The following is a 24,626-nucleotide window of genomic DNA, read 5'->3' on the forward strand; positions in this document are numbered from 1 at the left end:
TGAGAGTCACTATAGGTGCTTTCACTCAAAGCAAGATATCCGAGCTTGAAACAAGATAACAACATGAACGGAGGAGAAACGATGGCTAAAAAAATGCCTGATATTGGCGATTACAAATACGGATTCCATGACAAGGACGTATCAATTTTCCGTTCAAAACGTGGTTTAACTGAAGAAATCGTCCGTGAAATTTCAACTATGAAACAAGAGCCAGAGTGGATGCTTGAATACCGCTTAAAAGCACTTGAAACTTTCTATACAAAACCAATGCCGCAATGGGGTGGCGACCTAGGAGATTTAGATTTTGATGAAATTACGTATTACGTAAAACCATCAGAAGCTACACAAAAATCTTGGGATGAAGTACCTGATGAAATTAAAGCAACTTTCGATAAATTAGGTATTCCAGAAGCAGAGCAAAAATACCTTGCTGGTGTATCTGCTCAGTACGAATCTGAGGTTGTTTATCATAACATGAAACAAGACCTTGAAGACCTTGGTATTGTGTTCAAAGATACTGACTCAGCTTTACGTGAAAACGAAGATATATTCAAACAATACTGGGGCAAAGTGATACCTTACACTGATAACAAATTCGCTGCACTAAACTCAGCTGTTTGGTCAGGTGGATCATTCATCTATGTACCACCAGGTGTAAAAGTGGAAACGCCATTACAAGCTTACTTCCGTATTAACTCTGAAAACATGGGTCAATTCGAACGTACGTTAATTATTGTAGATGAAGGCGCTCACGTACACTATGTTGAAGGTTGTACAGCTCCTGTTTACACGACAAACTCTTTACACTCAGCAGTAGTAGAAATTGTTGTACGTAAAGATGCATACTGCCGTTATACAACGATTCAAAACTGGGCAAACAACGTTTATAACCTAGTAACAAAACGTACTGTTGTTGAAGCAAACGGTACGATGGAATGGATCGATGGTAACATTGGTTCTAAATTAACAATGAAATACCCAGCTTGTATCCTTAAAGGTGAAGGCGCTCGTGGTATGACATTATCAATCGCATTAGCGGGTAAAGGTCAACACCAACACGCAGGTGCGAAAATGATTCATATGGCACCAAACACATCTTCAACAATCGTTTCTAAATCGATTGCTAAACAAGGTGGTAAGGTAACGTATATGGGTCAAGTTCGTTTCGGCCCTAAAGCAAGTGGTGCACGTGCTAACATCGAATGTGATACGTTAATCATGGACAACCAATCTACTTCAGATACAATTCCATACAACGAAATCTTAAATGATAATGTTTCTTTAGAGCATGAAGCGAAAGTTTCAAAAGTATCAGAGGAACAATTATTCTACTTAATGTCTCGTGGTATTTCTGAAGAAGAAGCGACAGAAATGATCGTAATGGGCTTCATCGAGCCATTCACAAAAGAATTACCAATGGAATACGCAGTAGAAATGAACCGTCTCATAAAATTCGAGATGGAAGGCAGTATTGGATAAAACTTCAAACCCCGTCACATAAATGTTTGTGACGGGGTATTTTTTTGCCTTCTTACTTCGTGCTAAATTTATGCAAAGTCATGCCATGTGCATATCAAAAGAGGCTGTCTAAAAAGTTCCATCATTCTAGTTATAATTTTAAAAAAAGTTTTTTTAAAATTATACATAATGTCTTATGTTTAATAGCTACTACTTAAATAATTATAAAAATATATTGTTAAAATTTGAGATATGCTATACTTATTGGTAGATATTGTTTGATTAGGAGGATTTATGAGAAAAGTTATTTATGTATTAAGTTTTGTTTACATAGTAATTATGATGGCTGCTTGCGAAAATAGCAAAACTTCCGATAGTGTATCAAAAAATGAAGTACATAATGAAAGAAGCAATGAAGATGTTAGTCAACAAATTGAAATTAAAGATTTGGAAGTAGTGGAATATGGATATGAGCGTGATTCAGACGGTTATTTGCAAGTAGCAGGTGTATTTAAAAATCCAAATAGTGAGCATACTGCGCAATATTCAAATATAAAATGGACTATCACAGATGATAATGGTGTAGTGATATCAGAGCCAAAATCTGTTAAAACAATTCGTCCAGGTGAAACAGTAGTAATGAATTTTCCAGCCATCCAACATCAAGATTTTGCTGATATTAGCGTAGAGCTTGAAGTAAAAGATAAAGATTGGATTATAGAGGAAAAGCCTGTTGTTACGTCATCTGATATTTCTTTAACGAATCTTACAGTAGAACGAAGTGTCTTAAAGAGTTATGAAGTTAGTGGATTTATAGAAAACACAAGTGAAGTTGACATTTCTTCTGTTGATGTTGGAATTGTATTTAAAAAAGATGGAAAAATTGTTGGTGGCTCAAATAAGACGCTTTCCTCATTAAATGCTGGAAAAAAATACGACTTTATAATACCTTCATCCATAGCTTTCCCAGAAATGGATGATTATGAAGTTTATATTTACAACATTGAAGTAAGATAAGGTTAAAAAGTAAGTGTTTTGCCAAGTTTGTGCTAAGTTAATTGTATTTATATGATTTAATTTTGACAATTCACTTTCTATAAAAGGTTGATATAACAACATTTTAATGTGATTTAATTAGTTGGTTTACAAGAAATATACGACTACGAGATGGAAGGTTCTATCGGATAATACGCCGATAATAGTTGGTAAATAAAGGTATTGCGCCAAGGTCAAAGCCCATTATTGCCACATAAAAAAATCGAGTGCATTGCACTCGATTTTTTTTATGCAGATGTTGTTTGCATAGCTTACTAACCTATTTTACGCGAAATAAAAAATTATGAAGATGATCATGAATTGACAAATTTTAATTTGAATATTTTATGAACACTTTAATAATATCCAAAGCTCTTTTAAATAAAAAGGCACATAATTATAAGATATTTATTATATTTAGAGCTTTTAATATACATCTTTTGTGAAAAAACATAACAGTATAATGAGACTTTTGTCATATTCATACATAGGTTGCTTAATTTTTAATCCATAGTCTATCATACGAGTAGAAATACATTTTCAAAGATAGGAGACTACTTATATGAACACTAAATTCACAAAATTAAGTAAAAGTAAAAAGGGATTAAGTGCTGCCATATTAGCAGCTGGAATCATGGGGATTGCAATGGCGCCAAATGCATATGCACATGGGTTTGTTGAAAAACCGGCTAGCCGTGCTGCTTTATGTAGCCAAAGTTATGGCGCGCTTAACTTGAGTTGTGGAAACGTTATGTATGAGCCTCAGAGCTTGGAGGCCAAAAAAGGATTTCCACAAGGTGGACCAGTTGATGGTAAAATCGCATCAGCGGGAGGTATGTTTGGTGGCATCCTCGATCAACAATCTGTAAATCGCTGGTTTAAGAATACGATTACAGGGGGACCAAATACCTTTACTTGGAAGTACACTGCGTCGCATTTAACAAGCAAATGGCACTATTATATTACAAAAAAGGGATGGGATCCTAATAAACCATTAACTCGTGCGGATCTTGAGCCAATTGGAACTGTTGAACATAACGGTACTGAAGCATCAACTAATTTAACTCATACAATTAACGTACCAACTGATCGTAGTGGCTACCACGTTATTTTAGCTGTTTGGGATGTAGCGAATACTTCAAATGCTTTTTATAATGTAATTGATGTTAATTTGGTGAATAATGTGGATGTAGATAAGGAAGCTCCAACTCAGCCAAATGGATTACAGGCAACGAAAGTCACTTCTAACAGTGTCGAGCTAAAATGGAATTCTTCTACAGACAATGTGGGTGTAAAAGAATATCAAGTATTACGTGATGGTAAAGCAATTGGAACGGTACCAGGAACAACATTCACAGATAAAAATTTAAAAGTGAATACAAAATATACATATACAATAAAGGCAGTGGATGCAGCTGGAAATGTTTCTAAAGAAAGTGAATCTATAGCTGTAGAGACAATGAATGCAGTTCCGGACACAGAAGCACCAACGCAACCAACTTCACTTCATGCGATGGGAGTAACAGCCTCAAATGTAGACTTAATGTGGGGTGCATCAGAAGATAATGTAGCAGTTGACCACTATGTTATATATCGAGGCACACAAGTAGGACAAATGATTGTAGTTGGAACATCGAAAACTATTTCCTTTATGGACATGAATCTACAATCAAATACAACATATAAGTATGCAGTCACTGCTGTTGATACAGCTGGAAATGAATCTAATAAAAGTTCCGTTTTCACTGTGACTACAAAAGAGCAAGGGGCGTCTTATGAGCAATGGAGTCCATCTAAGGCGTACACAAAAGGCGATAAAGTAGAGCATCAAGGTAAAATATATGAAGCTGTGCAAAGCTATCAAGGATATGGAGATCCAAATTGGATATTCGCATTGTCTTTATGGAAAGAAATTAAATAAAAAATGGCTAGGAGACGAACTTTAAAATTCGTCTCCTTCTTTTGATTTTTAAGGTAAGTATCTAATGTTGTTTTGGTGGTTCAAAGAGTCGTTATAAAGTTGAGAAAAAACGGTTGGAAAATTTTCAGTTGGAATATTAAAAGCTATAAACGATTCGTATATAGAAATATTGTCTTTATCCCTATGACTCTTAGTCGCATATGCTATTTTATTGTTATCTGAGTTTGTTACGAATAACTGCGATTCATCATTAGAAAACGGTACCCAATTATGTCCGAAAAACGGTAATAAAGTATTTATATGCCCAAATGTATTATTAAAAAAGTTAAAGTTCCCTAGAAAATTATCAAAAATAGTTTGAGTTAAGTTTTCACCCAACAATCGAGGGGATGCCAATGTAGGAGGATGTAATAAATCTGGATGACCGTAATTTTGAGTTTGTTTATTTATATGTGTTATGTCGGGGCTTTTTGAAAAAAAAACAAAAACCACACAGCGTGATTTTGCTCGTCTGCTGCTGCACGTCGAAACCTTTCTTTAATCATCAAATCATTTGCTTTATCTGCTATATCTAAATAAGAATCAACAGTTTCTTGTTCATCTTTAAAAGCAAATTCGATTCCGGCCCTATAGTTGTCAGGGCATTCCTCAATTATTTGATAAGAAGGCTTTCTTCCTGCTAAATTCGTATAAATTTTGCTAAATTCATCGAGATGGCGTAGTTCATCCTTTTGGATCTCAAGTATTCTATTCTTCTCATCCTCCGTAGGTGCCATCTTAGCTAACTTCTCATAACAAGCAACGGCACTATACTCAGCATTAATTGCCTTCTGAATATCATTTACAAGTTGAGCATCGTTTAGCATAGGATAAGTACTATTATGCTGTGGAGCATAATGATAATAGTATTGATTTGGATACATCATTGTCCTCCTTTTGTTTAACCATCAACTTATTTTATGCTTTGTGTATAGGTAATTGTGCAAAGTCATTTCATTTTTGCCTAGCGAGGGCGTTATACACAATTGCCTGGCGTTTTTTTATAGGTTTGAATTCTTTGTTCGAAAATCTGAAAATTGCAAAATGATAAATATGTAGTATAGTAGACAAAAATACTATAAAGGAGCATTATCTATGTCGCAGATACTAGAATCCCGTCAACGAATAGGAAAAAAGCAAATTCTCAAATTAACTAAGCTTATACTGATGGCTTTTTTGGCTATTGTTCTGATCACATCGGCCTTTGCCATTTGGACGCCGCAGCCGACGATTTGGGTGATGCAACTACTGGCTAGCAAGAATAATCCTGAAAATTTTGGTTCCAATCCATCTGATTTACCCACGCTCATGGAGCAAACTCAGGTGATCTCAGACATCTCATATCCATCCAAGTATCAGGAAAATAAACTCGACCTTTATCTCCCTCAAGGCGATTCAAAGCCACTGCCCGTTATCCTCTTTATCCATGGAGGAGGCTTCATTACGGGAGATAAGTTTATGGCCGCTAACTATTCAAGAGCTTTGGCCGCTGATGGCTATGCTGTAGTATCGATGAACTACGAGTTAGCGCCTGGAGCCACTTTGTTTGATCAGACGAAACAAGTCGGGGAAGTATGGTCATATTTGCAGAACTTGGCTTCGAAGTATCCATTGGACCCATCACGAGTGATTTTAGCCGGTTCCTCAGCGGGTGCTTTCTTGGCGGGAGAATTTGCCCTAATCCAATCCAATGCTGAATATGCAAAGCTCGTGGAAATTCCACAACTGATGCCGACCAACGCAATCAAAGGATTATTGTTATACAGCGCTCCATACGATATCTCAGAAATACAGCGTATCGATTTAAAGTCTTCACAACAATTCGTACTCAAGCGAATGGGCTGGGGCATTTTGGGCGATAAAAACTGGATGAACAACTCGGAATTTGATATTTTAAACCTTTCAAAGTACGTTACAAAAGACTTTCCACCAGCATTTGTGACTGACGGCAATACGAATTCGTTTGAATCACAGGCTAGGACTTTCGTGGATACACTTAAAGAAAAGGACGTTCAAGTCAACTCTCTATTTTTCGACCCTGCTGAAATGAAGGTAGGTCATGGCTATCAGTTTGATATGGCCTCCCCGGCTAGCATAAGTAGCCTGAAGCAGACAAAGGAGTTTCTGAAGGAAATTACTTCATCTAGTCAGTGACCTCTGAATAAATCGAGCTACTAGATAAAAAGAATTCACTTTTTGGTTAGAAAGAGGATGAGGGGGAAAAAGAAGCGGATGACGGTGGAACAAGTATTAGCTAATATTACTATGGAATAAGTGAAAGCCTCTGGCGGACGTCACGTAAGTCGGAAAGGAGTTCTTTGTGCAAGCATAAAGAACTCCTTTCCGGACGATTATGCCGAGGTATAATTGATATGCTTTTGAAATGTTGATGTTTATTTTAGGATGATTCAATCGATGGAAAAAAGAATGATCTCCCATTCAGTTAACTTAGTAACCTTCTATATTTGATATTTGAGTTTAAACTGTTGAGGCTTCTTTTTATTATAAAGAATCGTCACCCATTGTCCTTCCTCAAAAAAAGCACGATTTTTCGTATATGTCCATACTTTGCGCGTGACAGTGATTGATTTATTTTGTAATGACGTAAATTGTACTGTCAACTTTACTCTACGTTTTGATTCTCCTTTTGCATATGTAATCTCATGGCCAACTGTTCGGTGTGAAAAATCACTTTCGATAATCTGTGCGTTCGTTTCAATCCATTCAATTTTTTGATACTTCAGTGGTAATATCCATAGTGCGACAAAAATGAGTAGAAAGAAGATAATTACCCCGATAAAAATGTACATGTGCATCCCCACTTTTTTTCTTTTTTAAACAAAAGACTATAGGTAAACTCAAATTTTTTGAATACTGTTATTTCTGTGAAAGGTGCCAGATCCAGCAATGCTTTGGGAACTTTACTTTTATAATACTATACACGCTTTACTTAAAGCTGCAAAATCAACTTTAATTGAAAAACTTAAGGGCTAGAGGAGGGCAACCTTATGTATATCCAAAAGAAGTATTCCTAAATCCTGTATGATACGGAGAGCTTGGTTTAGAGGTTCCTAATGAAGTTAGCAAGAAGCACTTTCTGTAGTGTAATTGGCAGATATGAATCTAGACTATTTATTTATACAATTCTCAGCAGATGAAAACTCAGATTCGCCAAATGCATTAGAAGATTTCAAGAAGAATTCAATTGTTCAAAATATCAATACCTTTAAAAATAATCAAGTGTTTGTAAACGTGGTAGACCCTCTTATGGAAGGAGGACCAGCATACAGTCGAAGTAAGTTTTAAGAAGGTATGTAGCAGTATCTTATAAAATAGCTTGTTCAAGTATAGACCCAACAGTTTTTCAATCTATATTTTTTCGCATGTTGTATTTTTTTATAAAACAGTTGACTTATTTTTCTGTTGTAACTATAATGGTTACAGCTGGAGGTGATGAAGATTAAAATTAGCAGTCGTTTTACAATCGCTGTTCATATTTTATCAATCATCAAACAAAATCCATCGACCATTTGCACATCAGAATTTATGGCGGAAAGCGTAAATACAAATCCAGTAGTAATTAGGAAAATATTATCCTATCTTAAAAAGGCAGGTATAGTGCAAGTGCGCCGGGGAACAGGTGGAGCTTCTTTAGTCAAAGATCTAGATGCTATCACTTTGCTAGAGGTTTTTCGTTCAGTAGAAGTTGTAGAAGAAGATAAGTTATTTCATCTACATGAAAATCCCAATCCTGATTGTCCTATTGGTGCAAATATACAGGCTGTGTTAGAGCTAATTTTAGTGCAAGCACAAGAAGCGATGGAGCAAGTATTAGCTAATATTACGATGGAACAAGTGATTACATCTTTAATCCATGAAATTCAACAATCACAATAAATGCATTCTTTTATCTTTTCACCTGAATGCATATTTATTTGACTTTGTTGTAACTAAAATGGTTACAACAAAAAAGAAAGGAAGTTTTTATTGGATGACTCTTAAAATAAAAGCATATTCGGATTTTATTTGTCCTTTCTGTTTTTTAGGGAAAGGGCCATTGGATGAAATTGCAAAAGAAAAGGATATAGAGATAGAGTGGATGCCGTTTGAATTAAGGCCTAAACCATATCCTAAAATCGATCCTTGGAAAGAGCCTGCTAAATTAGGGTCGTGGGATTCCTATATTCTTCCTACAGCTAAAAAGTTAGGGATTGATATGCGATTACCGCGTGTATCTCCACATCCTTATACAAATGTAGCTTTTGAAGGATATCAATTCGCTAAAGTACATGGAAAAGGAAATGAATTTCATCATAGAGTTTTCACCGCGTTTTTCCAAGAGGAGCAAAATATTGAGGATGTAGACGTGTTAACTCAATTAGCGAATGAAGTAGGTCTGCCAAAAGAAGAGTTCAAGGAAGCTTTGCTTTCAGGTAAATATCGTGAAGCTCATCAAGAAGCTTTAAAACATGCTTATGAAGAAGCGAATATTACGGCTGTTCCTACACTAATTATTGGTGATGAAATGATCCAAGGATTAGCTAGTAAAGAAAGAATTGCGCAAGTCATCGATCAGCAATTAAAAAAATAGGAATGTAAATACTAGATTTAAACAGTGACGTATAAAATGAAGCGCCTGTAAAAATCTATGTAAATAAAATTTATTTAATTAAAATTTGGAGGAAATACAAATGTCATTAACAACAACTAATTTAAAAGATGCAATTATTAATCGTCGTTCAATCCGTAAAGTGAAAAAGAACGCAGCGATTACAAAAGAAAAAATTGAAGAGCTGTTAAAAATCAGTGTACATGCACCATCTTCATTTAATATGCAAAGTGGACGTGTAGTAGTTTTAATGGATAATGAGCACGAAAAGTTTTGGGATATTGTTAAAGAAACATTGCGTGTTCGTGTTCCAGCAGAAAATTTTGCTGCAACAGAAGAGCGTTTACAAGGCTTTAAAGATGGAGTAGGAACAATCTTATTCTTTGAAAATCAAGCAACAATCAAACAAATGCAAGAAAACGCACCTTCTTATAAAGAGCAATTCCCATTCTGGTCTCATCAAGGAAATGCTATGTTACAATACGCAACATGGATGTCTTTAACTACTGAAGGAATTGGCGCATCTATTCAGCACTATAATCCAATTATTGACGAGGAAGTTAAAGAAACTTGGAATATCCCTGCAGAATGGAGCCTAGTAGCTCAAATGCCATTTGGTGAACCAAATGAACAACCAGGAGAAAAAACTTCTTTACCTTTTGAAGATGTAGTGAAGTTTTATTAATTAAAGCCTAACTACTATTAAACCCCGTTAAGTGGACACGATGCACTTAACGGGGTTTCTACCATATTAGTTAAATGAAAACTCGTATCCTACATAGTTAAAAATATTGGTAAACCCTGTATTTTCTGCTACGGCGATGGAAGGCTTGTTTGACTCCATACAATCCCAATAGGGAATCGAATCTTGGGCCAAACAATCTTTTACAAATTGGTGAGCAAGATTTTGTGCTAATTTGTTTCCTTGGTAGGCTTCTAAAGTTTCGATATCTATGCAATGGACATTTTCAACAACAAAGCCTGAAAAACAAAGACTAATAATATGGTGATTGTAAACGACACAGTACCCAATTCCTTTATCCAAGAAACATTCAGAAGAAGACCAAAACGATAATATTTTTGACTGTAAATATTCAGGGTTTTTAATTGTGTTATCGTTGAAGAGAGCCTTATCGATTTTTAAAACAGTGTAGCCTTCTTTAATATCGGGCTCATTATTAGCTATATAGTTATTTTTATGTAGCTTATATACTCTTTGCTTCCAACTACCAAGTTCACGATGTTTAAATATTTTTTCAATCGTTTGATTCCACTTTTGATGGTTACCAATACCTTCAAAGTAATGTAACCCCACTTTTTTCGCTTCGGGTACAATAACTTGATCGATAAAATCATTTATTTGATTATTAAATTGGTCATTTTTTTCATTTCCTATAAATAAAAATCCATCATTGTTGCCTAACCAAATAAGTGCTGTACGTGGTGTGTCGATATTATCCACAAATATTCGTCCAGGATTAACTCCCTCTACAACTGCTTGAACTTCTAATTGGCCTTGTTTATTCAACAGCTCTTTACACCTGTGAAATTCATTTTGCTGTAGCTCAGTAATCATTTATAACACTATCCTTTCGCATGAATTTTATATTTTGACTAAAAGTTCAGAATGACATTTATTAAAACGTATACCATGTGCTTAGGTTGATTGGAGTGGAGACTGGGCGACTCCTTGGGGATTAGCAACAAAGCGCCCAGCCGGAACGGAAATCAACCCCACGCTATGATGATAATCCTTTACTTTATCATATAGGTAAATGATGGTAATATCCATCTAGCTGTCTATATTTATAAGGTGTGTTTTTTTACGATACGTTCATATTTCATTAGAAAGTGTATGCTATGATAAATGTACATAGAGGAGGGGGTCACATGATTATAGTTGGATTAACTGGTTGGGGTGATCATCCTTCGCTTTATAGTGAAGTGACTGCCTCAAAGGACAAATTATTCGATTATACAGGGCATTTTTTAACGGTCGAAGTGGATACTTCTTTTTATGCCATACCTTCTAAAGAAAATGTACGGAAATGGTGTGAGGATACACCCGAAAATTTTCGTTTTGTTGTGAAGGCCTATCAAGGGATGACTGGTCATTTACGTGGCGATATACCGTTTGAATCAAAGAATGACATGTTTAATGCCTTTATCGAATGTGCCAATGAATTTAAACGTCATGGGAAGCTAGCAATGGTACTAGCACAATTCCCGCCGTGGTTTGATTGTCAGACTAAGAATGTACAATACTTATTGTATATTAGGCAGCAGCTCAAAGGCTTTGACGTAGCGATTGAGTTTCGCAATCGAACATGGTATGCGGACAATGTAGTGCAGCAAACAATGGATTTTTTACGAGAGCATCAATTCATTCATACAATTTGTGATGAACCACAGGCTGGCGTGGGCTCTGTACCATTTTATCCTACGGTTACTGCGACTAAGGCACTTGTACGTATTCATGGACGTAACATTCATGGGTGGCGTAATACTGGAAATGCCGAGAACTGGCGGAAGGTTCGTTTTTTATATGATTATAATAGTGAAGAATTACAGCAGCTTGGACAGCATTTGAAGCATCTTCAATCAGAAGTACAGGAACTGTATGTATTATTTAATAATAATTCAGGGCTTCATGCTGCGAAAAATGCAAAGGAATTACAAGGTATTTTAGCGATTAGAGATATAGGGTTAGCGCCTAAACAATTAAACATGTTTGAAGGGGAACTATAATGGAATTTTTTGTTTTAGTTATTATTGCATTATTATCTGGGATAATTGGCTCGTTGGTGGGGCTTGGTGGAGGAATTATCTTAGTCCCAGCAACTTTATACGTTGGGTTAAATCTAGGGATGATTCCAGATATCACTCCTCAAAAAGTAGTTGGTTTATCTGTTGTCATGATGATTTTTACTGGACTTGCCTCTACGTTAAGCTATATGAAATCTAAAACAGTTGATTATAAGAGTGGTTGGATATTCTTTATAGGGAGTATACCTGGAACGATGCTGGGCGCATGGGTAAATAAGGGGCTAGATGTACCATCATTTAATTTGTATTTTGGTATTTTACTAATCATTTTAGCGACGATATTACTTGTACGTGATCGATTGAAACCTGTAGAATGGTTTGTAAAAAACGGTATGCAACAGGAATTCAAAGATAAAGAAGGAAATACCTTTATATATGGGTATCCAATTTGGTTTGCCATTGCATTAACATTTGGCATTGGCTTTGCCTCTGGATTATTTGGTATCGGTGGAGGCTCGATGATTGTGCCTGCCATGATTATTTTATTTTTATTCCCACCGCACGTGGCAGTGGCAACATCGATGTTCATGGTATTTTTATCGTCGATTGTTAATTCAGCGAGTCATATTTATTTAGGACACGTTCCATGGCTTTATACGATTCCTGTTATTCCAGGAGCTTATATTGGAGCAAAGCTAGGGGCAGCATTAAATAAAAGAATTAAATCAGATACGCTTGTAGTAGCGCTTCGAGTTATTTTATTATTATTAGGAATTCGTTCTATTATCGAAGGTTTATTGTCACATTGATTTTAGATGTCTATAGGTCCGAAAAGTAAACGAGACTTTGATAGAAAGTCTTCTACAGACATAGAAGCTATTTTAAAGAAGAGGTGGCTTAATTGCTGGAAAAAATTCATGTTTTTCACACGAATGATTTGCACAGTCATTTTAAGTATTGGCCACGAATGCAAAGCTATGTGAAAGAAATGCGTACGAAACTTACAACCATGGGAGAAACAAGTTATTTATTTGATGTCGGCGATCATTTAGATCGTTCAAATATTTATACGGAAGCAACAGTCGGTAAGGGCAATGTGAGGTTATTGAATGAAGCGGGCTACGATGTAGTAACGATTGGTAATAATGAAGGTATAACATTGTCCCATGTGGAGCTGCACCATTTGTATGATGAAGCAACTTTTGACGTAGTAGTTGCTAATGTGAATGCCTCTCAAGGACCAAATCCAACGTGGATGAAGCCGTATGTTGTATTAACAACTGCTTATGGCACAAAGGTTGCAGTCATTGCAGCAACGGCTATGTTTGAAATTTATTATAACGAATTAGACTGGGAGATAGATGAGGCACGAAGTACACTCATTCGCTTAGCACTTCAGCTTCGGGAAGAAGTAGATATAATTGTTTGTTTGTCACATTTAGGGATATCAGAGGATGAGCTTTTAGCTGAGGAATGCCCAGAAATAGATGTTATATTCGGCTCACATACACATCACGTTCTCCCTAATGGAAAGCTTATTAATGGCGTTTTATTAACGGGTGGAGGAAAATTTGGCCAATATACTGGCCATCTTATGTTAGGATATGATACAAAAAACAGGAAAATTGTTGAAAAAAAGGATACGTTAATTCATAATAGTGATTTGCCTGCGATTAAAAATGAACATGAAATCGTTCAATCTTTTGAAAAAGAAGGCAAACGATTACTCGATATTCCAGTATTCACTACGGAAAAATCGTACAATAAGGAATGGTTCCATTATTCGCAATTATCCGATTTGTTTGCGCGTGCGATTTTAGAGAAAAGTGGAGCAGATTGTGCGTTATTTAACGCGGGTATTTTTTTAGATGGTTTACCTAAGGGAACAGTGACAGCACTAGATTTGCATAGAATTTTCCCACATCCTATAAATTTATGTACGATTGAATTATCAGTTGCTGAAATGAAAGAAATTTTTCAGCAATCTAAAAATGAAGAATGGCCCTATATTGAGCTAAAAGGATTAGGGTTTAGAGGCGTTATTTTTGGGAAGATGTTAACCTATGGCTTTTCAATGAATGAAGATCGTCAATTACTTATCAATGGGAAGCTTGCAGATAATGATCGAATTTATAAATTAGTAACACTTGATTTGTTTACGTTCGGTTATTTTTATCCAAGCTTTAAATATGCTAAGAAAAAATATATTCTACCCGAATTTTTACGAAACATTATGATAGATTATGGTCAAAGATTCTTTAGTAATAGTAGATAAAACGCTTTCAAAATGGATTGGGGAAAAGGTCATGCGATTAATTTCAATCGATGTATTAAAAGAAGGAATGGTATTAGCAAGAACCATTTGGAATGAGGCGGGGCATCCTCTTTTAAAGAAAGATGTTGTCATTAATGAACGTATCATACAAAGACTTCAACAATTAAATATGCATTATTTATATATTGACGATAAAATTTCTAAGGGTATTGAGGTACAGGAAACAGTTTCAACTGATATTCGAAATAAAGCAATTTCAACCATTAAAGATTCATTCCAATCAATCAATGGTTTAAGTCCAGTAAATGCCTCTTATGTGCTTGACCAACAATCAAAAGCTATTGTTTCAATTGTAGACGAGTTACTGTTGGCAGTTAGGGGTAATGTTGAAATTTTAACAATACTAACAGATGCGTATTTATTCGATGAATATTTATATCAACATTCCTTTCAAGTCACACTATATTCGATAGCGATTGCTAGAGAGCTTGGGTACTCAGCTGAGGATTTACGTTTAATTGGGATTGGCGCTTTGTTACATGACATTGGGAAGCTTATGGTACCAAAAGAAATCCTCACAAAGCCTGAGCGCCTAACGTGTGAGGAATTTGAATCGATGAAGCAGCATACTCGATATGGTTTTGACTTGTTACGTAATTTACATTCCATATCGTTGATTGTTGCACATTGTGCTTTCCAACATCATGAACGGATTGATGGGAGTGGCTATCCACGGGGATTAGTAGATTTTGAAATCCACCCGTTCGCCAAAATTATTGGTGTAGCAGACGTCTTTGATGCGGTGACTACAAGTCGTGTATATCGTGAAAAAATGCTACCTTCTCAGGGTCTAGCAATTTTAGAAGCAGGCGCTGGAACTATATACGATGCACGTATTGTAAAAGCATTGAAAAGGTCTGTTGTACATTATCCAAATGGTGTTATTTTAAAATTATCGGATGGACGTCGAGGTATTGTATCAAGACAAAATACATTGAATCCAGCTTTACCGTGGATTCGTATTTTTGAGGAGCAAAATCAACTATTAGCAGCTACATATGAAATTAATTTAGGGAGCTACCCAGCCGTAATAATAGAAAGCGTTGAAGTGGATTATATTGCACCATTGAAAATCGAATAAAAATCTCCTCCTGTTCATACGTTAAGGAACAGGAGGAGATTTTTTGTTTTTCCCTCGAAAAAGAATGAAATTACGATCATATAGTAATCACGGCACCTATAGGAAAAAGGGAAGTCGGTTGAATCGATTAACCCTAGTAGTTGTATTTGTTATTATCGGTGTTTTTTTATTTATTTATTATTTAAATGAGAAGCTTATGCCGACCTACTTAGATTATGCTGAAATACAAACGGCTAAGATTGCATCTTCCGTTGTGAGTAAAGCGATTGATTCTCGTACATCAAGTGTTATGGATGTTAATGATATTCTTGTAGAAGTATCCCCTGGCAACCATGCTGATTTAAAAGTTAATACAGAAACGATTAATAGAGTTCGGACAGAAACGGTCAATCAAGTAAAATTGTATTTAGAGCAGGCAGAGCAAGGGGAGTTGTCGCATTTGCCAACTCTTGATAATGTTGAATATGATTATAACAAGATCAATGAAGGGAATGGGGTAGTTTTTTATATGCCGTTGAGTCAGGCGGCAAATATCCCTTTAATCGGGAATTTAGGACCTAAAATTCCGATACGCTTTCATGTCATTGGCAATGTGCATAGTGAAGTTACTTCTTCAATAAAGGAATACGGTATAAATAGTGCATATATGACGGTAGGGGTTCATATAGAAGTAAATGTGCAAATTATTGTCCCTTTTGCTAGTAAAACTACTACAGTTACTCAGGATATTCCGGTGGCAATGGGCTTAGTAAGAGGGGATGTGCCAAGCGTTTATTCAAATGGTGGTGAAGAGGTACCTTCCATTCAAGTACCTGTCTCACCTAAAAAGTAGAAATGTTTACCTTCTTTCAGCGGTTGTCTTTTGTACCGAAAGCGTAGCGACAGGTACAGGTTTCCTAATACCCGCTGAAATAGAGGAACTCAGTCTAAGAATACCACGTCGTGTGGCATTCTTAGACTGAGTGACCAACTTCGTGTTGCTGTCGCTTCGCTTTCGCGCAGATAAAACCCTTTTGCTGCCGCTTCGCTTTCGCATAGTCAAAACACGTTTCTGCCGCTTAGCTTTAGCGCAAAAAAACATTTGTTAGCCTAAGATCATCGCATCCATGCGATAACGGCTAACTGACCTGCGTCGTGCAGGCCTAAGCACAAAGCCGATTCCGGATGCAATTTTGCCGAGGCAAAATTGATTATGATAGTTGTTGGAGTGCGTTTATTATGTTACATTGACAACAGTGAAGATAGTAATAAAAAACTGCATATTTTTGATAGGGGCGATATCCGTATGACATCTTGTAAACCTACAAGCAAAGAAAAAGAAGAATATTTAAGAAAACCAGATTGGTTAAAAATTAAATTAAACACAAACGATGAATATAAAGGGCTAAAGAAGCTCATGCGTGAAAAAAATCTGCATACAGTATGTGAGGAAGCACGCTGTCCTAATATTCATGAATGCTGGGGTGAACGTCGTACAGCAACAATGATGATCCTTGGATCTGTTTGTACGCGTGCTTGCCGTTTCTGTGCTGTTAAAACAGGCTTACCAAATGAATTAGACCTAGCTGAGCCAGAAAGAGTAGCAGATTCTGTAGCTATTATGAACTTGAAGCACGTAGTTATTACAATGGTAGCTCGTGATGACTTAAAGGATGGCGGTGCGCAAGTATTAGCTGAAACAGTACGTGCGATTCGTCGTAAAAGTCCGTTTACATCGGTTGAAGTTTTACCGTCCGATTTAGGTGGTTTGCAAGAGAACCTTCAAATGTTAATGGATGCGAAGCCAGATATTTTAAATCATAATATTGAAACAGTGCGTCGCTTAACGCCAAGAGTACGTGCACGTGCAAAATATGAGCGTTCATTAGAGTTTCTTCGTTTGGCAAAAGAAATGCAACCAGACATCCCTACAAAGTCATCATTAATGATAGGCTTAGGTGAAACACATGAAGAAATTTTAGAAGTTATGGACGATTTACGAGCAAACGACGTAGATATTATGACAATTGGTCAATACTTACAGCCAACGAAAAAGCATTTGCCTGTTAAAAAGTATTATTCTCCAATAGAGTTTGGTAAACTGCGTAAAATCGCAATGGAAAAAGGGTTTAAGCATTGTGAAGCAGGCCCACTTGTACGTAGTAGCTATCATGCTGATGAACAAGTTAACGAAGCAACAAAAGAACGTCAGCTACAAGCAGAACAGTAAAAACAAATGTTGAAATAGAAGGCGGTGCCACTTTGATCAATATTGAAGGATATGAATACGAGATTATTGAAGATTACAAAGAAGCTTTTCAAGAGGAAGTATTCAAGGAACGATACTCAGATATTTTAGCCAGATATGATTTTATTGTGGGCGACTGGGGCTATAGTCAATTACGCTTAAAAGGCTTTTTTGACGATAAAAATCAGAAAGCCACTTTCGATACGAAGATTAGTACACTACAAGATTATTTATTTGAGTATTGTAATTTTGGCTGTGCATATTTCGTCTTGCGAAAATCCGGTAAATCTACTCAACAGCCAGAAGCTGTAGTGAGTGAAGATCATGAAGTGACAAAGCTTGTTGAAAATGCACAAATAGCAGAATAAAACTTTAAAAACCTGATGCAAAATTTGCATCAGGTTTTTACTTTGTAGTGATAGGTTTTTTAAATTTGGTAATAATAAAAGCAATGCAAAATTATTTTATTTTTGGCTTTTCACCAAAGTTGGGATGACACTTGATAAAACGCATTCCCTTGATAAAGTTGATTGGAGTGGAGGCTGGGCGACTCCTTGGGGATTAGCGATAGGGGAACGAAGGCTAAAACCATCACGTCCTGTGATAACGCCTTCGTGACCAACATCGTGTTGGCCCAAGCGGCTCATCGGACACCCCCAGGAAAGCGCCCAGCCGGAACGGAAATCAACCTCACGCTATTGAGATGCCTGTATATTTGGCTTTTATACCAACCTACTTATTTTATATTAAAGGTGTGTGTTGTTTAGATGAAAAAAGCTGTATTTTTGGACCGTGATGGGGTCATCAATGAAGTGTTAACGAATCGCGTTAAATTTGTCAATAAACCAAAGGATCTCTATTTCCTGCCGCATGTTTCGAAAGCTATAAAAAAATTGAATAAATACTTCGACTATATATTTGTAGTAACCAATCAAGGTGGCGTTGGATTGGGGTTTATGAAAGAAACGCAGCTACAAAAAATACATGAGCATATGGTAAAAGAATTGAAGAAAGAAGGGGCCATTATTCACGAAGTCGTATATTGCCCCCATAAACCAAAGTCAGGTTGTGCCTGCCGTAAACCCAATAGTAAATTAATCGTCGATCTTGGTGAAAAATATAATATAGACATGGAAAATTCCTACATGGTGGGAGATACGGATACAGATATTATAGCAGGCAAACGAGCAGGAACTAAGGGAGTATTTTTAGGTGCGAAAGATCCGCTGGCAGATGCGATTTTTCCAGATTTAATTAGTGCTGCTGATTGGATTATTAAAGATGCAACAGCATAACGCTAGTATTGTTGAATTGGAAAGACAAAGCGTATAAATCATGTAAAAAAGGATAATTTATTTATTGGAGGTGATTAATTTGACTAAAGAAAATAAAAAATCGTTAGATCGAGAAGAATATGGATTTGGCTTTGATATTAGTGTTGATGACTTAGGAGTAATTGGGCAAAATCAACAAGCCAAAAAACAAAACGACAATGAAAACAAAGACAAGCCTCGCAATAAGGATAATCCTGCTAAATTGAATAATGAAAAATAGAAGCACGATCCGTCGAGGCATCATTGATACTTAAGATATTTACAAAAAAATTCCGCTAACCTTCTGTTGCACAGTGCGCAAAGTAGAACCCTATGTTCGCAGAAAAGCGGAATTTTTTTGTATTAAATTCTTAATTGCTATACAAAAAACACCCACTTTGAAGGATGTTAATTTAATAATTCACGTAAATATTCCCGTAGCTCGACTGTATCTTCCTCAGTGCGATTGTATACGTGTTCAAGATAGCCAGGCTCTTCTACATCATCTGGACCAATTATAGCAAAGCGTCCAAATTGAATATCCATGACAAGCACTTTCCCAAAGAAACGGCCCGATTGTAAAATGGCCAAATCATAACGTAACTTATTCCCTGCAAAACTAACAAAGCGTGTTTTCGTATCTTCTACATCATCATATAAAAAAAAACGTTCCATCTTTTAATCTCCTTCCAGTCCTATAGATATGGTACTATAGAAGAGAAATGACTATCAACTTTTAAAGATTTGAATGGGGGCTTTCCTTGTGTATTTTGTAGATCGTAATAAAATCACAAAAAATTTACAGTACTTAGATGGACTATTAGCAACTTTAGAGTCAGAAGATAGCTGGCTAGAAAACGATATTAAGAAATTAGCAATCGAGCGAATTGGTCACAATGTGATGGAGTCAATGATGGACGTAGGTAATTTAATGATTGACGGCTTCATTATGCGTGATCCAGGAAGCTATGAGGATATTATTGATATTTTAATCGATGAAAAAGTTGTATCTACTGAAATGGAAGCACCGCTAAAAGCAGTAGTTGGCTTACGTAAAATGCTTGTTCGTGAATTCACAGATGTAGATGTTCAGGAAGTTGTTAATGTGTTAACAACGACTTTACCAGCATTAAAGCAATTCTCTCCAGCTGTGAATAGTTATTTAACAAATGAACTCGGCCCTGTATCAGCATTTTTACCAGAGGATCATCAATGAAAACCTTCAAGGCGTATTGTTTTGATTTAGATGGTACAGTGTACCGTGGAAAGGAAGGCATTCCTTCTGCGATTACTTTTATTCATCAGTTACAACAAGCAGGAATCGAGCCATTTTACGTAACAAACAATTCTTCTAAAACAAGAGAGCAATTGCAAGAAGCTTTAAGTGCTATAGGTGTGAATGCACCGTTAGAGCATATTTACTCTAGTGCATTAGTTACAGCAAAATATGTAGCCTTGAATTTCCCTGGCAAAAAAGTAGCCATGTTAGGTTCTGATGGTATTCGTAAAGCGTTATTTGATGAAGGCATTGAACCTACCGAGGATGAGCCAGAGGTATTTGTTATGGGAATCGATCGAAATCTAGATTATATGACACTTGCGAAGGCGACAGTTGCTGTGCAAAATGGTGCGACGTTTATAGCTACGAATCAAGATATTAAATTCCCGACAGAACATGGATTTTTACCAGGTAATGGGTCGTTTGCCCGATTAGTAGGTGAAGTTGCAAACGTTGAGCCAATCTATATCGGTAAACCATCACCTGCAATGCTTGAAGTCATTGCAACAGAGCATGGCTTTAAGAAAGATGAAATGGTGATGATTGGCGATAATTACGACACAGATATTATGTGTGGAATTCGTTTTGGCTGTGACACAATCCATGTCAATACGGGTGTTACACCAACAAAGGCTGTACTTGAGAAGGAACAGCAACCTACCTATGTAGTAGAAGCTTTAATTGCCGAGGCATAATTGATTTGTTCAAACATATTAATAACTCAAACATAAAAAAAGGATGCTTATGTCGATTTTTTTGGCATAACATCCTTTTTATATGTTCAAATTTAGTATTAGTAAGCGTTTCATCAGTATATGAATGAGGTATTACGCCTTCATTACCATAACGGATTTTCTTCGATAAATTGATAAATGGCTTTCGTCAACTCTTCAGGAGAATCAGCCTCAACTAGTTCACCATTGACGATTGCATAAAATGATTCTGAACATTTTGTACAGTAACTAAGGCAGCCATACTCCAAAACGTCGATGTTCGGATCACGCTCTAGTATTTCATAAGTTTTTTGAGAGCCATTTGCTAAATTACTTATACAAAATTCAACCATTGGATTCATACATGTCACCTCACCAAAGTAATGCTACTCGCTTTTAAAACATTCGTCAATGATTTGAGTTAATCATGAGATAAAAGCAGATACTAAGTGATAAAGTTATGCGCATGCCAGATGATATAAACTATCTTTACAAAAGTGAAGAGAAGAAAACAATATTTAAGGAAAATTCGAACAATAGCGACAGTTTATCGGAGTCCAAATGATTCAAAACGTTCAAAAAAAGTAAGTTATCATTTATTTTGTGAAATCTTTCACAAAATTGCATTCTGATATTGTGAAACTTCTCACAATCGGTTATACTCGTTTGTGGATACTTTGTGAACAATTAATATAAGAGATATAAAAGGAGACTATTATGGGAAAATTAGTACTTTTAGGTGGCGGCTACGGCAATATGCGTCTTATGCTTCGATTATTACCAAATGTTCCATTAGACACAGAAATCGTGCTAGTAGACAGAGCCCCTTTCCATAGTTTAAAAACAGAATTTTACGCATTAGCAGCAGGGACTGCAACAGATAAAGAAATTCGTGTAAGCTTCCCAGAGCATGAACGTTTATCGGCTGTATACGGAGAAGTTGTTGAAATTAATCGTACGGAAAAAGTAGTCATTCTAGAAGATGGACAACGTATTGAATATGATGATTTAGTAATTGGTCTTGGCTGTGAGGATAAATATCATGGTGTACCAGGTGCAGAGGAGTACACATATAGCATTCAGACAATGGCGAAATCACGTTCAACATTCCAAGCACTTTGTGGTTTACCAGCAGGCTCTACAGTCGGAATTGTAGGAGCTGGCTTAAGTGGTATCGAGCTTGCAAGTGAGTTACGTGAAAGCCGATCAGATTTGAAAATAAAGCTATTCGACCGTGGTCCTCGTATTTTGAAGGACTTCCCAGAAAAGCTAAGTAAATATGTAAAAGACTGGTTTGTAAAACATAATGTCGAAGTCATTGCCAATTCAAATATTACAAAAATTGATCAAGGTAAAATTTACAACCACGAAGAAGAAATTGCACTTGATTCTGTAGTTTGGACTGCTGGTGTACAGCCTGTCAAAATTGTTCGTGATTTAGAAGTTGAGAAAGATAAACAAGGGCGTCCACTCGTAACACAATATTTCAATCTTTTTGATGATGAGCATGTATATGTTGTAGGTGACTGTGCTGCTTCAGAATTACCTCCAACTGCGCAGTTAGCAGAGGAGCAAGCAGAACAAATCGTCAAAGTACTTCGCATGCGTTGGAAAGGCGAAAACTTACCTGAGAAAATGCCTGATATTAAATTAAAAGGGTTCATGGGAGCTCTTGGTAAAAAACAAGGCTTTGTTTATTTAGCAGATACAACAGTAACAGGACGTATCGCACGTTTGATGAAATCAGGATTATTATGGTACTACAAACGTCAAAATGATTAATTTATTATAAAAAGGAATTGTTTCAAAATTTACTTTTGAAACAATTCCTTTTATTTCTTTTAAACGGTTTCGTCAGGTACGAAACCTAAATTTTCAAGTGCAGTAAATACAGGCTTTAATTGCACATAGCCTTCGCCCACTACTTCATCATTTATAAGGACAAGTGGATAAAAAAATTCATCTTCTTGAATGCGTGTAGCATAATCTTGATCGCGCTCATTCTCAATTGATCCTTCAATATCGATATAGCGAATATCATACCCTTGGTTTGGATATTTTCGATCTATGGCTGCTTGTAGCCACTCATATGTATCCTTTGAAGAAGGTGCATTGACACAGCTCGCGCAGATTACCGCTGTTCCGTAAATTTCAATCATTGGTTTCGCTTGTCCCATTTCATTTCCACTCCTCGTGATTCTATATTGGATTTTTTCTGTTGCTAACATTATAATCATTATAAGGAAAGGAGTCGAGACAAAATGGCAGAAGCAACAATTAACGATCAAGTTCAAGAGGTATTAGATAAATTACGCCCATTCTTACTACGTGACGGTGGAGACTGTGAATTAGTAGATGTAGAAGACGGCATTGTAAAATTACGTTTATTAGGTGCATGTGGTAGTTGCCCAAGTTCAACAATTACACTTAAAGCTGGTATCGAGCGCGCATTATTAGAAGAAGTACCAGGTATTATTGAAGTAGAGCAAGTATTCTAAAACGACTAAAAAAGTTCTAGCTGATACATTCAGGCTAGAACTTTTTTTCTTAAACTTGGCGGGCGTGTTCTTTTTCTTCTCGAATAATAGCCCATTGTTCCTTAGCCATATCAATGATCTTCGCTTCTCCACCAATACTTTGCTTTTCAATGACTTTTGAAAAGAAGCGTGTAGCATTTTCTAAATCACCGATACGTCGTGATAGTTCAGCAATCATATACATAATTCGAATATCTGACATTTGCGTTGAGCTGTAATCCTCAGTTGAATAAGAATCCATATAGTAATCTCGAGCCATTGTCATAAAACGTTGCTCTTGGCCTTCGTTTTTTAGTGAACGATATAGCCATGCAAGGCGTAACGTAAGCCCCGCTATAGCGACATATTTTTCTTTTTTAATTGTACCGCAAAGGAATGCTAATTTATAAGCTTGTATTGCTTGGAATACAGTACGTTCACCCTTAAAATCATGGTGCACCCATTTTTCAGTAATTTGCGTGCGAATTTCATCTTGCGTGCCAGGGGCGAAATATTTTGAAAAGTCTTCTGTAAATGAAAATCCGCAGTGCTCACAAACAAATACATTATAATAAAGGGCATTTACACCGTCTGCATAAATAGGATGAAAATCTGTTTCTGTATGATCTACTTTAATGAATTTAGAGCGTACTTTTAATGTTGGAAATTCTTTTTTGCAATTAAGACATTGAATTTTTTTTTCGTAATAAGGTGAAATCTCCATATTTGATACCTCTTTCATCGACTTATTATAACTATTATACCAATGTGAATTTCATAAACATGGATAAAAAATACTAAAAATGTGAAAAATATTAGAATTTTTACTAAAAACCTTTTTGAAGCTGAATGTTTGTCATACAATAGTCAAAATTGATATGATAATAAGTAAGAAGGAAGGTGATTGGGATGACAAGTAAGCAAGTAATTGAAGTTACTGAAGCGGCTAGTTTTCATATTAATGAAATGATGGTGCACAATGAAGAGCAAGGTTCGTTTTTACGTGTAGTTGTAAATGGTGGCGGATGCAGTGGCCTATCATACGGTATGCATTTTGATAAAGAGAAAAAAGAAGATGATTTTGAAGATGTACAACATGGTTTAACAATTCTTGTTTCCCGTGAAGATGCGCCGATTTTACTAGGGACAAAAATTGATTATAAGCAATCGCTAATGGGCGGAGGCTTTACAATAGACAATCCAAATGCCATCGCATCATGCGGCTGTGGCACGTCTTTCAAAACGGCGAAACGTGAAGGTACACCTGAGATTTGTGACTAAAAATAAATTGTCTAAATGTGTGTAGATACCAAGCCTTTTTAATTTGTATGTTG

Annotated in this window: 30 protein-coding genes; 22 read left to right on the forward strand and 8 right to left on the reverse strand. The window is 36.2% G+C overall.

Translation table 11 applies throughout. The annotated features are described in order from the left end of the window. Positions 1-81 precede the first annotated feature (81 nt). The 3 genes from sufB to ACYQ73_RS23965 all read left to right on the forward strand — a co-directional run bounded on the left by sufB (position 82) and on the right by ACYQ73_RS23965 (position 4,414). Positions 82-1,479, forward strand: coding sequence for a Fe-S cluster assembly protein SufB (sufB, locus tag ACYQ73_RS23955; RefSeq protein WP_460014743.1), 1,398 nt, complete (start codon positions 82-84; stop codon positions 1,477-1,479). Positions 1,480-1,752: 273 nt separating this feature from the next. Next, positions 1,753-2,475 carry an FxLYD domain-containing protein gene (locus tag ACYQ73_RS23960; protein WP_460014744.1) on the forward strand — a complete coding sequence of 241 codons (723 nt, stop codon included), beginning with the start codon at positions 1,753-1,755 and terminating at the stop codon, positions 2,473-2,475. 580 nt (positions 2,476-3,055) lie between these two features. Then, positions 3,056-4,414, forward strand: a complete 1,359-nt coding sequence (locus ACYQ73_RS23965; protein WP_460014745.1) for a lytic polysaccharide monooxygenase — start codon at positions 3,056-3,058, stop codon at positions 4,412-4,414. A 455-nt stretch (positions 4,415-4,869) separates the two neighbouring features. Here the strand turns inward: ACYQ73_RS23965 and ACYQ73_RS23970 are convergent, their stop codons facing one another. Then, on the reverse strand, positions 4,870-5,337 hold the full coding sequence (locus tag ACYQ73_RS23970) for a ferritin-like domain-containing protein (RefSeq protein ID WP_460014746.1): 468 nt from the start codon (positions 5,335-5,337) through the stop codon (positions 4,870-4,872). A gap of 211 nt (positions 5,338-5,548) precedes the next feature. Here ACYQ73_RS23970 and ACYQ73_RS23975 point away from each other — a divergent pair, with 211 nt between their 5' ends. After that, on the forward strand, positions 5,549-6,607 hold the full coding sequence (locus tag ACYQ73_RS23975) for an alpha/beta hydrolase (RefSeq protein ID WP_460014747.1): 1,059 nt from the start codon (positions 5,549-5,551) through the stop codon (positions 6,605-6,607). 305 nt (positions 6,608-6,912) lie between these two features. Here ACYQ73_RS23975 and ACYQ73_RS23980 read toward each other — a convergent pair whose 3' ends face one another. Next, entirely contained in the window at positions 6,913-7,263 is a 351-nt protein-coding gene (locus ACYQ73_RS23980; RefSeq protein ID WP_460014748.1) for a DUF3592 domain-containing protein, read from the reverse strand. Positions 7,264-7,561: 298 nt separating this feature from the next. On the opposite strand from ACYQ73_RS23980, the gene ACYQ73_RS23985 reads away from it, so the two are divergent. The 4 genes from ACYQ73_RS23985 to ACYQ73_RS24000 all read left to right on the forward strand — a co-directional run bounded on the left by ACYQ73_RS23985 (position 7,562) and on the right by ACYQ73_RS24000 (position 9,747). Next, on the forward strand, positions 7,562-7,759 hold the full coding sequence (locus ACYQ73_RS23985) for a hypothetical protein (protein WP_460014749.1): 198 nt from the start codon (positions 7,562-7,564) through the stop codon (positions 7,757-7,759). A 153-nt stretch (positions 7,760-7,912) separates the two neighbouring features. Continuing rightward, positions 7,913-8,350 (forward strand): Rrf2 family transcriptional regulator, encoded by a 438-nt coding sequence (locus ACYQ73_RS23990; protein WP_460014811.1) that lies wholly within the window; start codon positions 7,913-7,915, stop codon positions 8,348-8,350. Positions 8,351-8,444: 94 nt separating this feature from the next. Next, positions 8,445-9,044, forward strand: coding sequence for a DsbA family oxidoreductase (locus ACYQ73_RS23995; protein ID WP_460014812.1), 600 nt, complete (start codon positions 8,445-8,447; stop codon positions 9,042-9,044). 100 nt (positions 9,045-9,144) lie between these two features. Beyond that, positions 9,145-9,747, forward strand: coding sequence for a nitroreductase family protein (locus ACYQ73_RS24000; RefSeq protein WP_460014750.1), 603 nt, complete (start codon positions 9,145-9,147; stop codon positions 9,745-9,747). 66 nt (positions 9,748-9,813) lie between these two features. Here ACYQ73_RS24000 and ACYQ73_RS24005 read toward each other — a convergent pair whose 3' ends face one another. After that, the gene (locus ACYQ73_RS24005; protein WP_460014751.1) at positions 9,814-10,638 is read right to left on the reverse strand and encodes a GNAT family N-acetyltransferase; all 825 of its coding nucleotides are present in this window, start codon (positions 10,636-10,638) and stop codon (positions 9,814-9,816) included. Positions 10,639-10,952: 314 nt separating this feature from the next. On the opposite strand from ACYQ73_RS24005, the gene ACYQ73_RS24010 reads away from it, so the two are divergent. From ACYQ73_RS24010 to ACYQ73_RS24040, 7 genes are all read left to right on the forward strand, one after another. Continuing rightward, entirely contained in the window at positions 10,953-11,810 is an 858-nt protein-coding gene (locus tag ACYQ73_RS24010; protein WP_460014752.1) for a DUF72 domain-containing protein, read from the forward strand. Next, positions 11,810-12,637, forward strand: coding sequence for a sulfite exporter TauE/SafE family protein (locus ACYQ73_RS24015; protein ID WP_460014753.1), 828 nt, complete (start codon positions 11,810-11,812; stop codon positions 12,635-12,637). The genes ACYQ73_RS24010 and ACYQ73_RS24015 overlap by 1 nt, the downstream gene beginning before the upstream one ends. Positions 12,638-12,729: 92 nt before the next feature. Then, positions 12,730-14,103 (forward strand): bifunctional metallophosphatase/5'-nucleotidase, encoded by a 1,374-nt coding sequence (locus ACYQ73_RS24020; RefSeq protein WP_460014754.1) that lies wholly within the window; start codon positions 12,730-12,732, stop codon positions 14,101-14,103. 31 nt (positions 14,104-14,134) lie between these two features. Then, positions 14,135-15,244, forward strand: a complete 1,110-nt coding sequence (locus ACYQ73_RS24025) for an HD-GYP domain-containing protein (protein WP_460014755.1) — start codon at positions 14,135-14,137, stop codon at positions 15,242-15,244. 64 nt (positions 15,245-15,308) lie between these two features. Then, on the forward strand, positions 15,309-16,076 hold the full coding sequence (gene yunB / locus ACYQ73_RS24030) for a sporulation protein YunB (protein WP_460014756.1): 768 nt from the start codon (positions 15,309-15,311) through the stop codon (positions 16,074-16,076). Positions 16,077-16,529: 453 nt separating this feature from the next. Beyond that, the gene (gene lipA, locus ACYQ73_RS24035; protein ID WP_460014757.1) at positions 16,530-17,453 is read left to right on the forward strand and encodes a lipoyl synthase; all 924 of its coding nucleotides are present in this window, start codon (positions 16,530-16,532) and stop codon (positions 17,451-17,453) included. Between the two features lie 32 nt (positions 17,454-17,485). Continuing rightward, positions 17,486-17,839, forward strand: a complete 354-nt coding sequence (locus ACYQ73_RS24040) for a YutD family protein (RefSeq protein WP_460014758.1) — start codon at positions 17,486-17,488, stop codon at positions 17,837-17,839. Positions 17,840-17,935: 96 nt separating this feature from the next. Here ACYQ73_RS24040 and ACYQ73_RS24045 read toward each other — a convergent pair whose 3' ends face one another. Continuing rightward, a complete protein-coding gene (locus ACYQ73_RS24045; RefSeq protein ID WP_460014759.1) occupies positions 17,936-18,118 on the reverse strand; it encodes a hypothetical protein in 183 nt (60 codons plus the stop codon). A 120-nt stretch (positions 18,119-18,238) separates the two neighbouring features. On the opposite strand from ACYQ73_RS24045, the gene ACYQ73_RS24050 reads away from it, so the two are divergent. Beyond that, on the forward strand, positions 18,239-18,766 hold the full coding sequence (locus ACYQ73_RS24050; RefSeq protein WP_460014760.1) for a D-glycero-alpha-D-manno-heptose-1,7-bisphosphate 7-phosphatase: 528 nt from the start codon (positions 18,239-18,241) through the stop codon (positions 18,764-18,766). A 64-nt stretch (positions 18,767-18,830) separates the two neighbouring features. Beyond that, positions 18,831-19,025: a hypothetical protein gene (locus ACYQ73_RS24055; RefSeq protein ID WP_142510565.1), complete on the forward strand. Its 195-nt coding sequence runs from the start codon at positions 18,831-18,833 to the stop codon at positions 19,023-19,025. Positions 19,026-19,192: 167 nt separating this feature from the next. On the opposite strand, the gene ACYQ73_RS24060 is transcribed toward ACYQ73_RS24055, so the two are convergent. Continuing rightward, positions 19,193-19,459, reverse strand: a complete 267-nt coding sequence (locus ACYQ73_RS24060) for a DUF3055 domain-containing protein (RefSeq protein WP_068985326.1) — start codon at positions 19,457-19,459, stop codon at positions 19,193-19,195. A gap of 88 nt (positions 19,460-19,547) precedes the next feature. Here ACYQ73_RS24060 and ACYQ73_RS24065 point away from each other — a divergent pair, with 88 nt between their 5' ends. After that, entirely contained in the window at positions 19,548-20,000 is a 453-nt protein-coding gene (locus tag ACYQ73_RS24065) for a DUF86 domain-containing protein (RefSeq protein WP_460014761.1), read from the forward strand. Beyond that, positions 19,997-20,758, forward strand: a complete 762-nt coding sequence (locus tag ACYQ73_RS24070) for a TIGR01457 family HAD-type hydrolase (protein WP_460014762.1) — start codon at positions 19,997-19,999, stop codon at positions 20,756-20,758. The genes ACYQ73_RS24065 and ACYQ73_RS24070 overlap by 4 nt, the downstream gene beginning before the upstream one ends. A gap of 143 nt (positions 20,759-20,901) precedes the next feature. On the opposite strand, the gene ACYQ73_RS24075 is transcribed toward ACYQ73_RS24070, so the two are convergent. After that, positions 20,902-21,138, reverse strand: a complete 237-nt coding sequence (locus tag ACYQ73_RS24075) for a YuzB family protein (protein WP_285398312.1) — start codon at positions 21,136-21,138, stop codon at positions 20,902-20,904. Between the two features lie 355 nt (positions 21,139-21,493). Between ACYQ73_RS24075 and ACYQ73_RS24080 the strand changes: the two genes are divergently transcribed. After that, positions 21,494-22,558: an NAD(P)/FAD-dependent oxidoreductase gene (locus ACYQ73_RS24080; protein WP_460014763.1), complete on the forward strand. Its 1,065-nt coding sequence runs from the start codon at positions 21,494-21,496 to the stop codon at positions 22,556-22,558. 59 nt (positions 22,559-22,617) lie between these two features. Here ACYQ73_RS24080 and ACYQ73_RS24085 read toward each other — a convergent pair whose 3' ends face one another. Next, positions 22,618-22,953, reverse strand: coding sequence for a YuzD family protein (locus ACYQ73_RS24085; protein ID WP_460014764.1), 336 nt, complete (start codon positions 22,951-22,953; stop codon positions 22,618-22,620). Between the two features lie 84 nt (positions 22,954-23,037). Between ACYQ73_RS24085 and ACYQ73_RS24090 the strand changes: the two genes are divergently transcribed. Next, positions 23,038-23,274 (forward strand): NifU family protein, encoded by a 237-nt coding sequence (locus ACYQ73_RS24090; RefSeq protein ID WP_010857481.1) that lies wholly within the window; start codon positions 23,038-23,040, stop codon positions 23,272-23,274. 49 nt (positions 23,275-23,323) lie between these two features. Here the strand turns inward: ACYQ73_RS24090 and ACYQ73_RS24095 are convergent, their stop codons facing one another. Further along, complete coding sequence (locus ACYQ73_RS24095; protein ID WP_460014765.1) at positions 23,324-24,016, reverse strand: DUF2225 domain-containing protein; 693 nt, start codon at positions 24,014-24,016, stop codon at positions 23,324-23,326. A gap of 185 nt (positions 24,017-24,201) precedes the next feature. On the opposite strand from ACYQ73_RS24095, the gene ACYQ73_RS24100 reads away from it, so the two are divergent. Beyond that, the gene (locus ACYQ73_RS24100) at positions 24,202-24,573 is read left to right on the forward strand and encodes a HesB/IscA family protein (protein WP_460014766.1); all 372 of its coding nucleotides are present in this window, start codon (positions 24,202-24,204) and stop codon (positions 24,571-24,573) included. The last annotated feature ends 53 nt before the right edge of the window (positions 24,574-24,626 follow it).

The organism is Lysinibacillus sp. CTST325 (assembly GCF_054665055.1).

Coding starts and splice junctions, on each gene's coding strand:
- sufB (WP_460014743.1), top strand. CDS start 82: ATGGCTAAAAAAATGCCTGATATTGGCGATTACAAATACGGATTCCAT.
- ACYQ73_RS23960 (WP_460014744.1), top strand. CDS start 1,753: ATGAGAAAAGTTATTTATGTATTAAGTTTTGTTTACATAGTAATTATG.
- ACYQ73_RS23965 (WP_460014745.1), top strand. CDS start 3,056: ATGAACACTAAATTCACAAAATTAAGTAAAAGTAAAAAGGGATTAAGT.
- ACYQ73_RS23970 (WP_460014746.1), bottom strand. CDS start 5,337: ATGTATCCAAATCAATACTATTATCATTATGCTCCACAGCATAATAGT.
- ACYQ73_RS23975 (WP_460014747.1), top strand. CDS start 5,549: ATGTCGCAGATACTAGAATCCCGTCAACGAATAGGAAAAAAGCAAATT.
- ACYQ73_RS23980 (WP_460014748.1), bottom strand. CDS start 7,263: ATGTACATTTTTATCGGGGTAATTATCTTCTTTCTACTCATTTTTGTC.
- ACYQ73_RS23995 (WP_460014812.1), top strand. CDS start 8,445: ATGACTCTTAAAATAAAAGCATATTCGGATTTTATTTGTCCTTTCTGT.
- ACYQ73_RS24000 (WP_460014750.1), top strand. CDS start 9,145: ATGTCATTAACAACAACTAATTTAAAAGATGCAATTATTAATCGTCGT.
- ACYQ73_RS24005 (WP_460014751.1), bottom strand. CDS start 10,638: ATGATTACTGAGCTACAGCAAAATGAATTTCACAGGTGTAAAGAGCTG.
- ACYQ73_RS24010 (WP_460014752.1), top strand. CDS start 10,953: ATGATTATAGTTGGATTAACTGGTTGGGGTGATCATCCTTCGCTTTAT.
- ACYQ73_RS24015 (WP_460014753.1), top strand. CDS start 11,810: ATGGAATTTTTTGTTTTAGTTATTATTGCATTATTATCTGGGATAATT.
- ACYQ73_RS24025 (WP_460014755.1), top strand. CDS start 14,135: ATGCGATTAATTTCAATCGATGTATTAAAAGAAGGAATGGTATTAGCA.
- yunB (WP_460014756.1), top strand. CDS start 15,309: ATGAAATTACGATCATATAGTAATCACGGCACCTATAGGAAAAAGGGA.
- lipA (WP_460014757.1), top strand. CDS start 16,530: ATGACATCTTGTAAACCTACAAGCAAAGAAAAAGAAGAATATTTAAGA.
- ACYQ73_RS24045 (WP_460014759.1), bottom strand. CDS start 18,118: ATGAGCCGCTTGGGCCAACACGATGTTGGTCACGAAGGCGTTATCACA.
- ACYQ73_RS24050 (WP_460014760.1), top strand. CDS start 18,239: ATGAAAAAAGCTGTATTTTTGGACCGTGATGGGGTCATCAATGAAGTG.
- ACYQ73_RS24060 (WP_068985326.1), bottom strand. CDS start 19,459: ATGGAACGTTTTTTTTTATATGATGATGTAGAAGATACGAAAACACGC.
- ACYQ73_RS24070 (WP_460014762.1), top strand. CDS start 19,997: ATGAAAACCTTCAAGGCGTATTGTTTTGATTTAGATGGTACAGTGTAC.
- ACYQ73_RS24075 (WP_285398312.1), bottom strand. CDS start 21,138: ATGAATCCAATGGTTGAATTTTGTATAAGTAATTTAGCAAATGGCTCT.
- ACYQ73_RS24080 (WP_460014763.1), top strand. CDS start 21,494: ATGGGAAAATTAGTACTTTTAGGTGGCGGCTACGGCAATATGCGTCTT.
- ACYQ73_RS24085 (WP_460014764.1), bottom strand. CDS start 22,953: ATGGGACAAGCGAAACCAATGATTGAAATTTACGGAACAGCGGTAATC.
- ACYQ73_RS24090 (WP_010857481.1), top strand. CDS start 23,038: ATGGCAGAAGCAACAATTAACGATCAAGTTCAAGAGGTATTAGATAAA.
- ACYQ73_RS24095 (WP_460014765.1), bottom strand. CDS start 24,016: ATGGAGATTTCACCTTATTACGAAAAAAAAATTCAATGTCTTAATTGC.
- ACYQ73_RS24100 (WP_460014766.1), top strand. CDS start 24,202: ATGACAAGTAAGCAAGTAATTGAAGTTACTGAAGCGGCTAGTTTTCAT.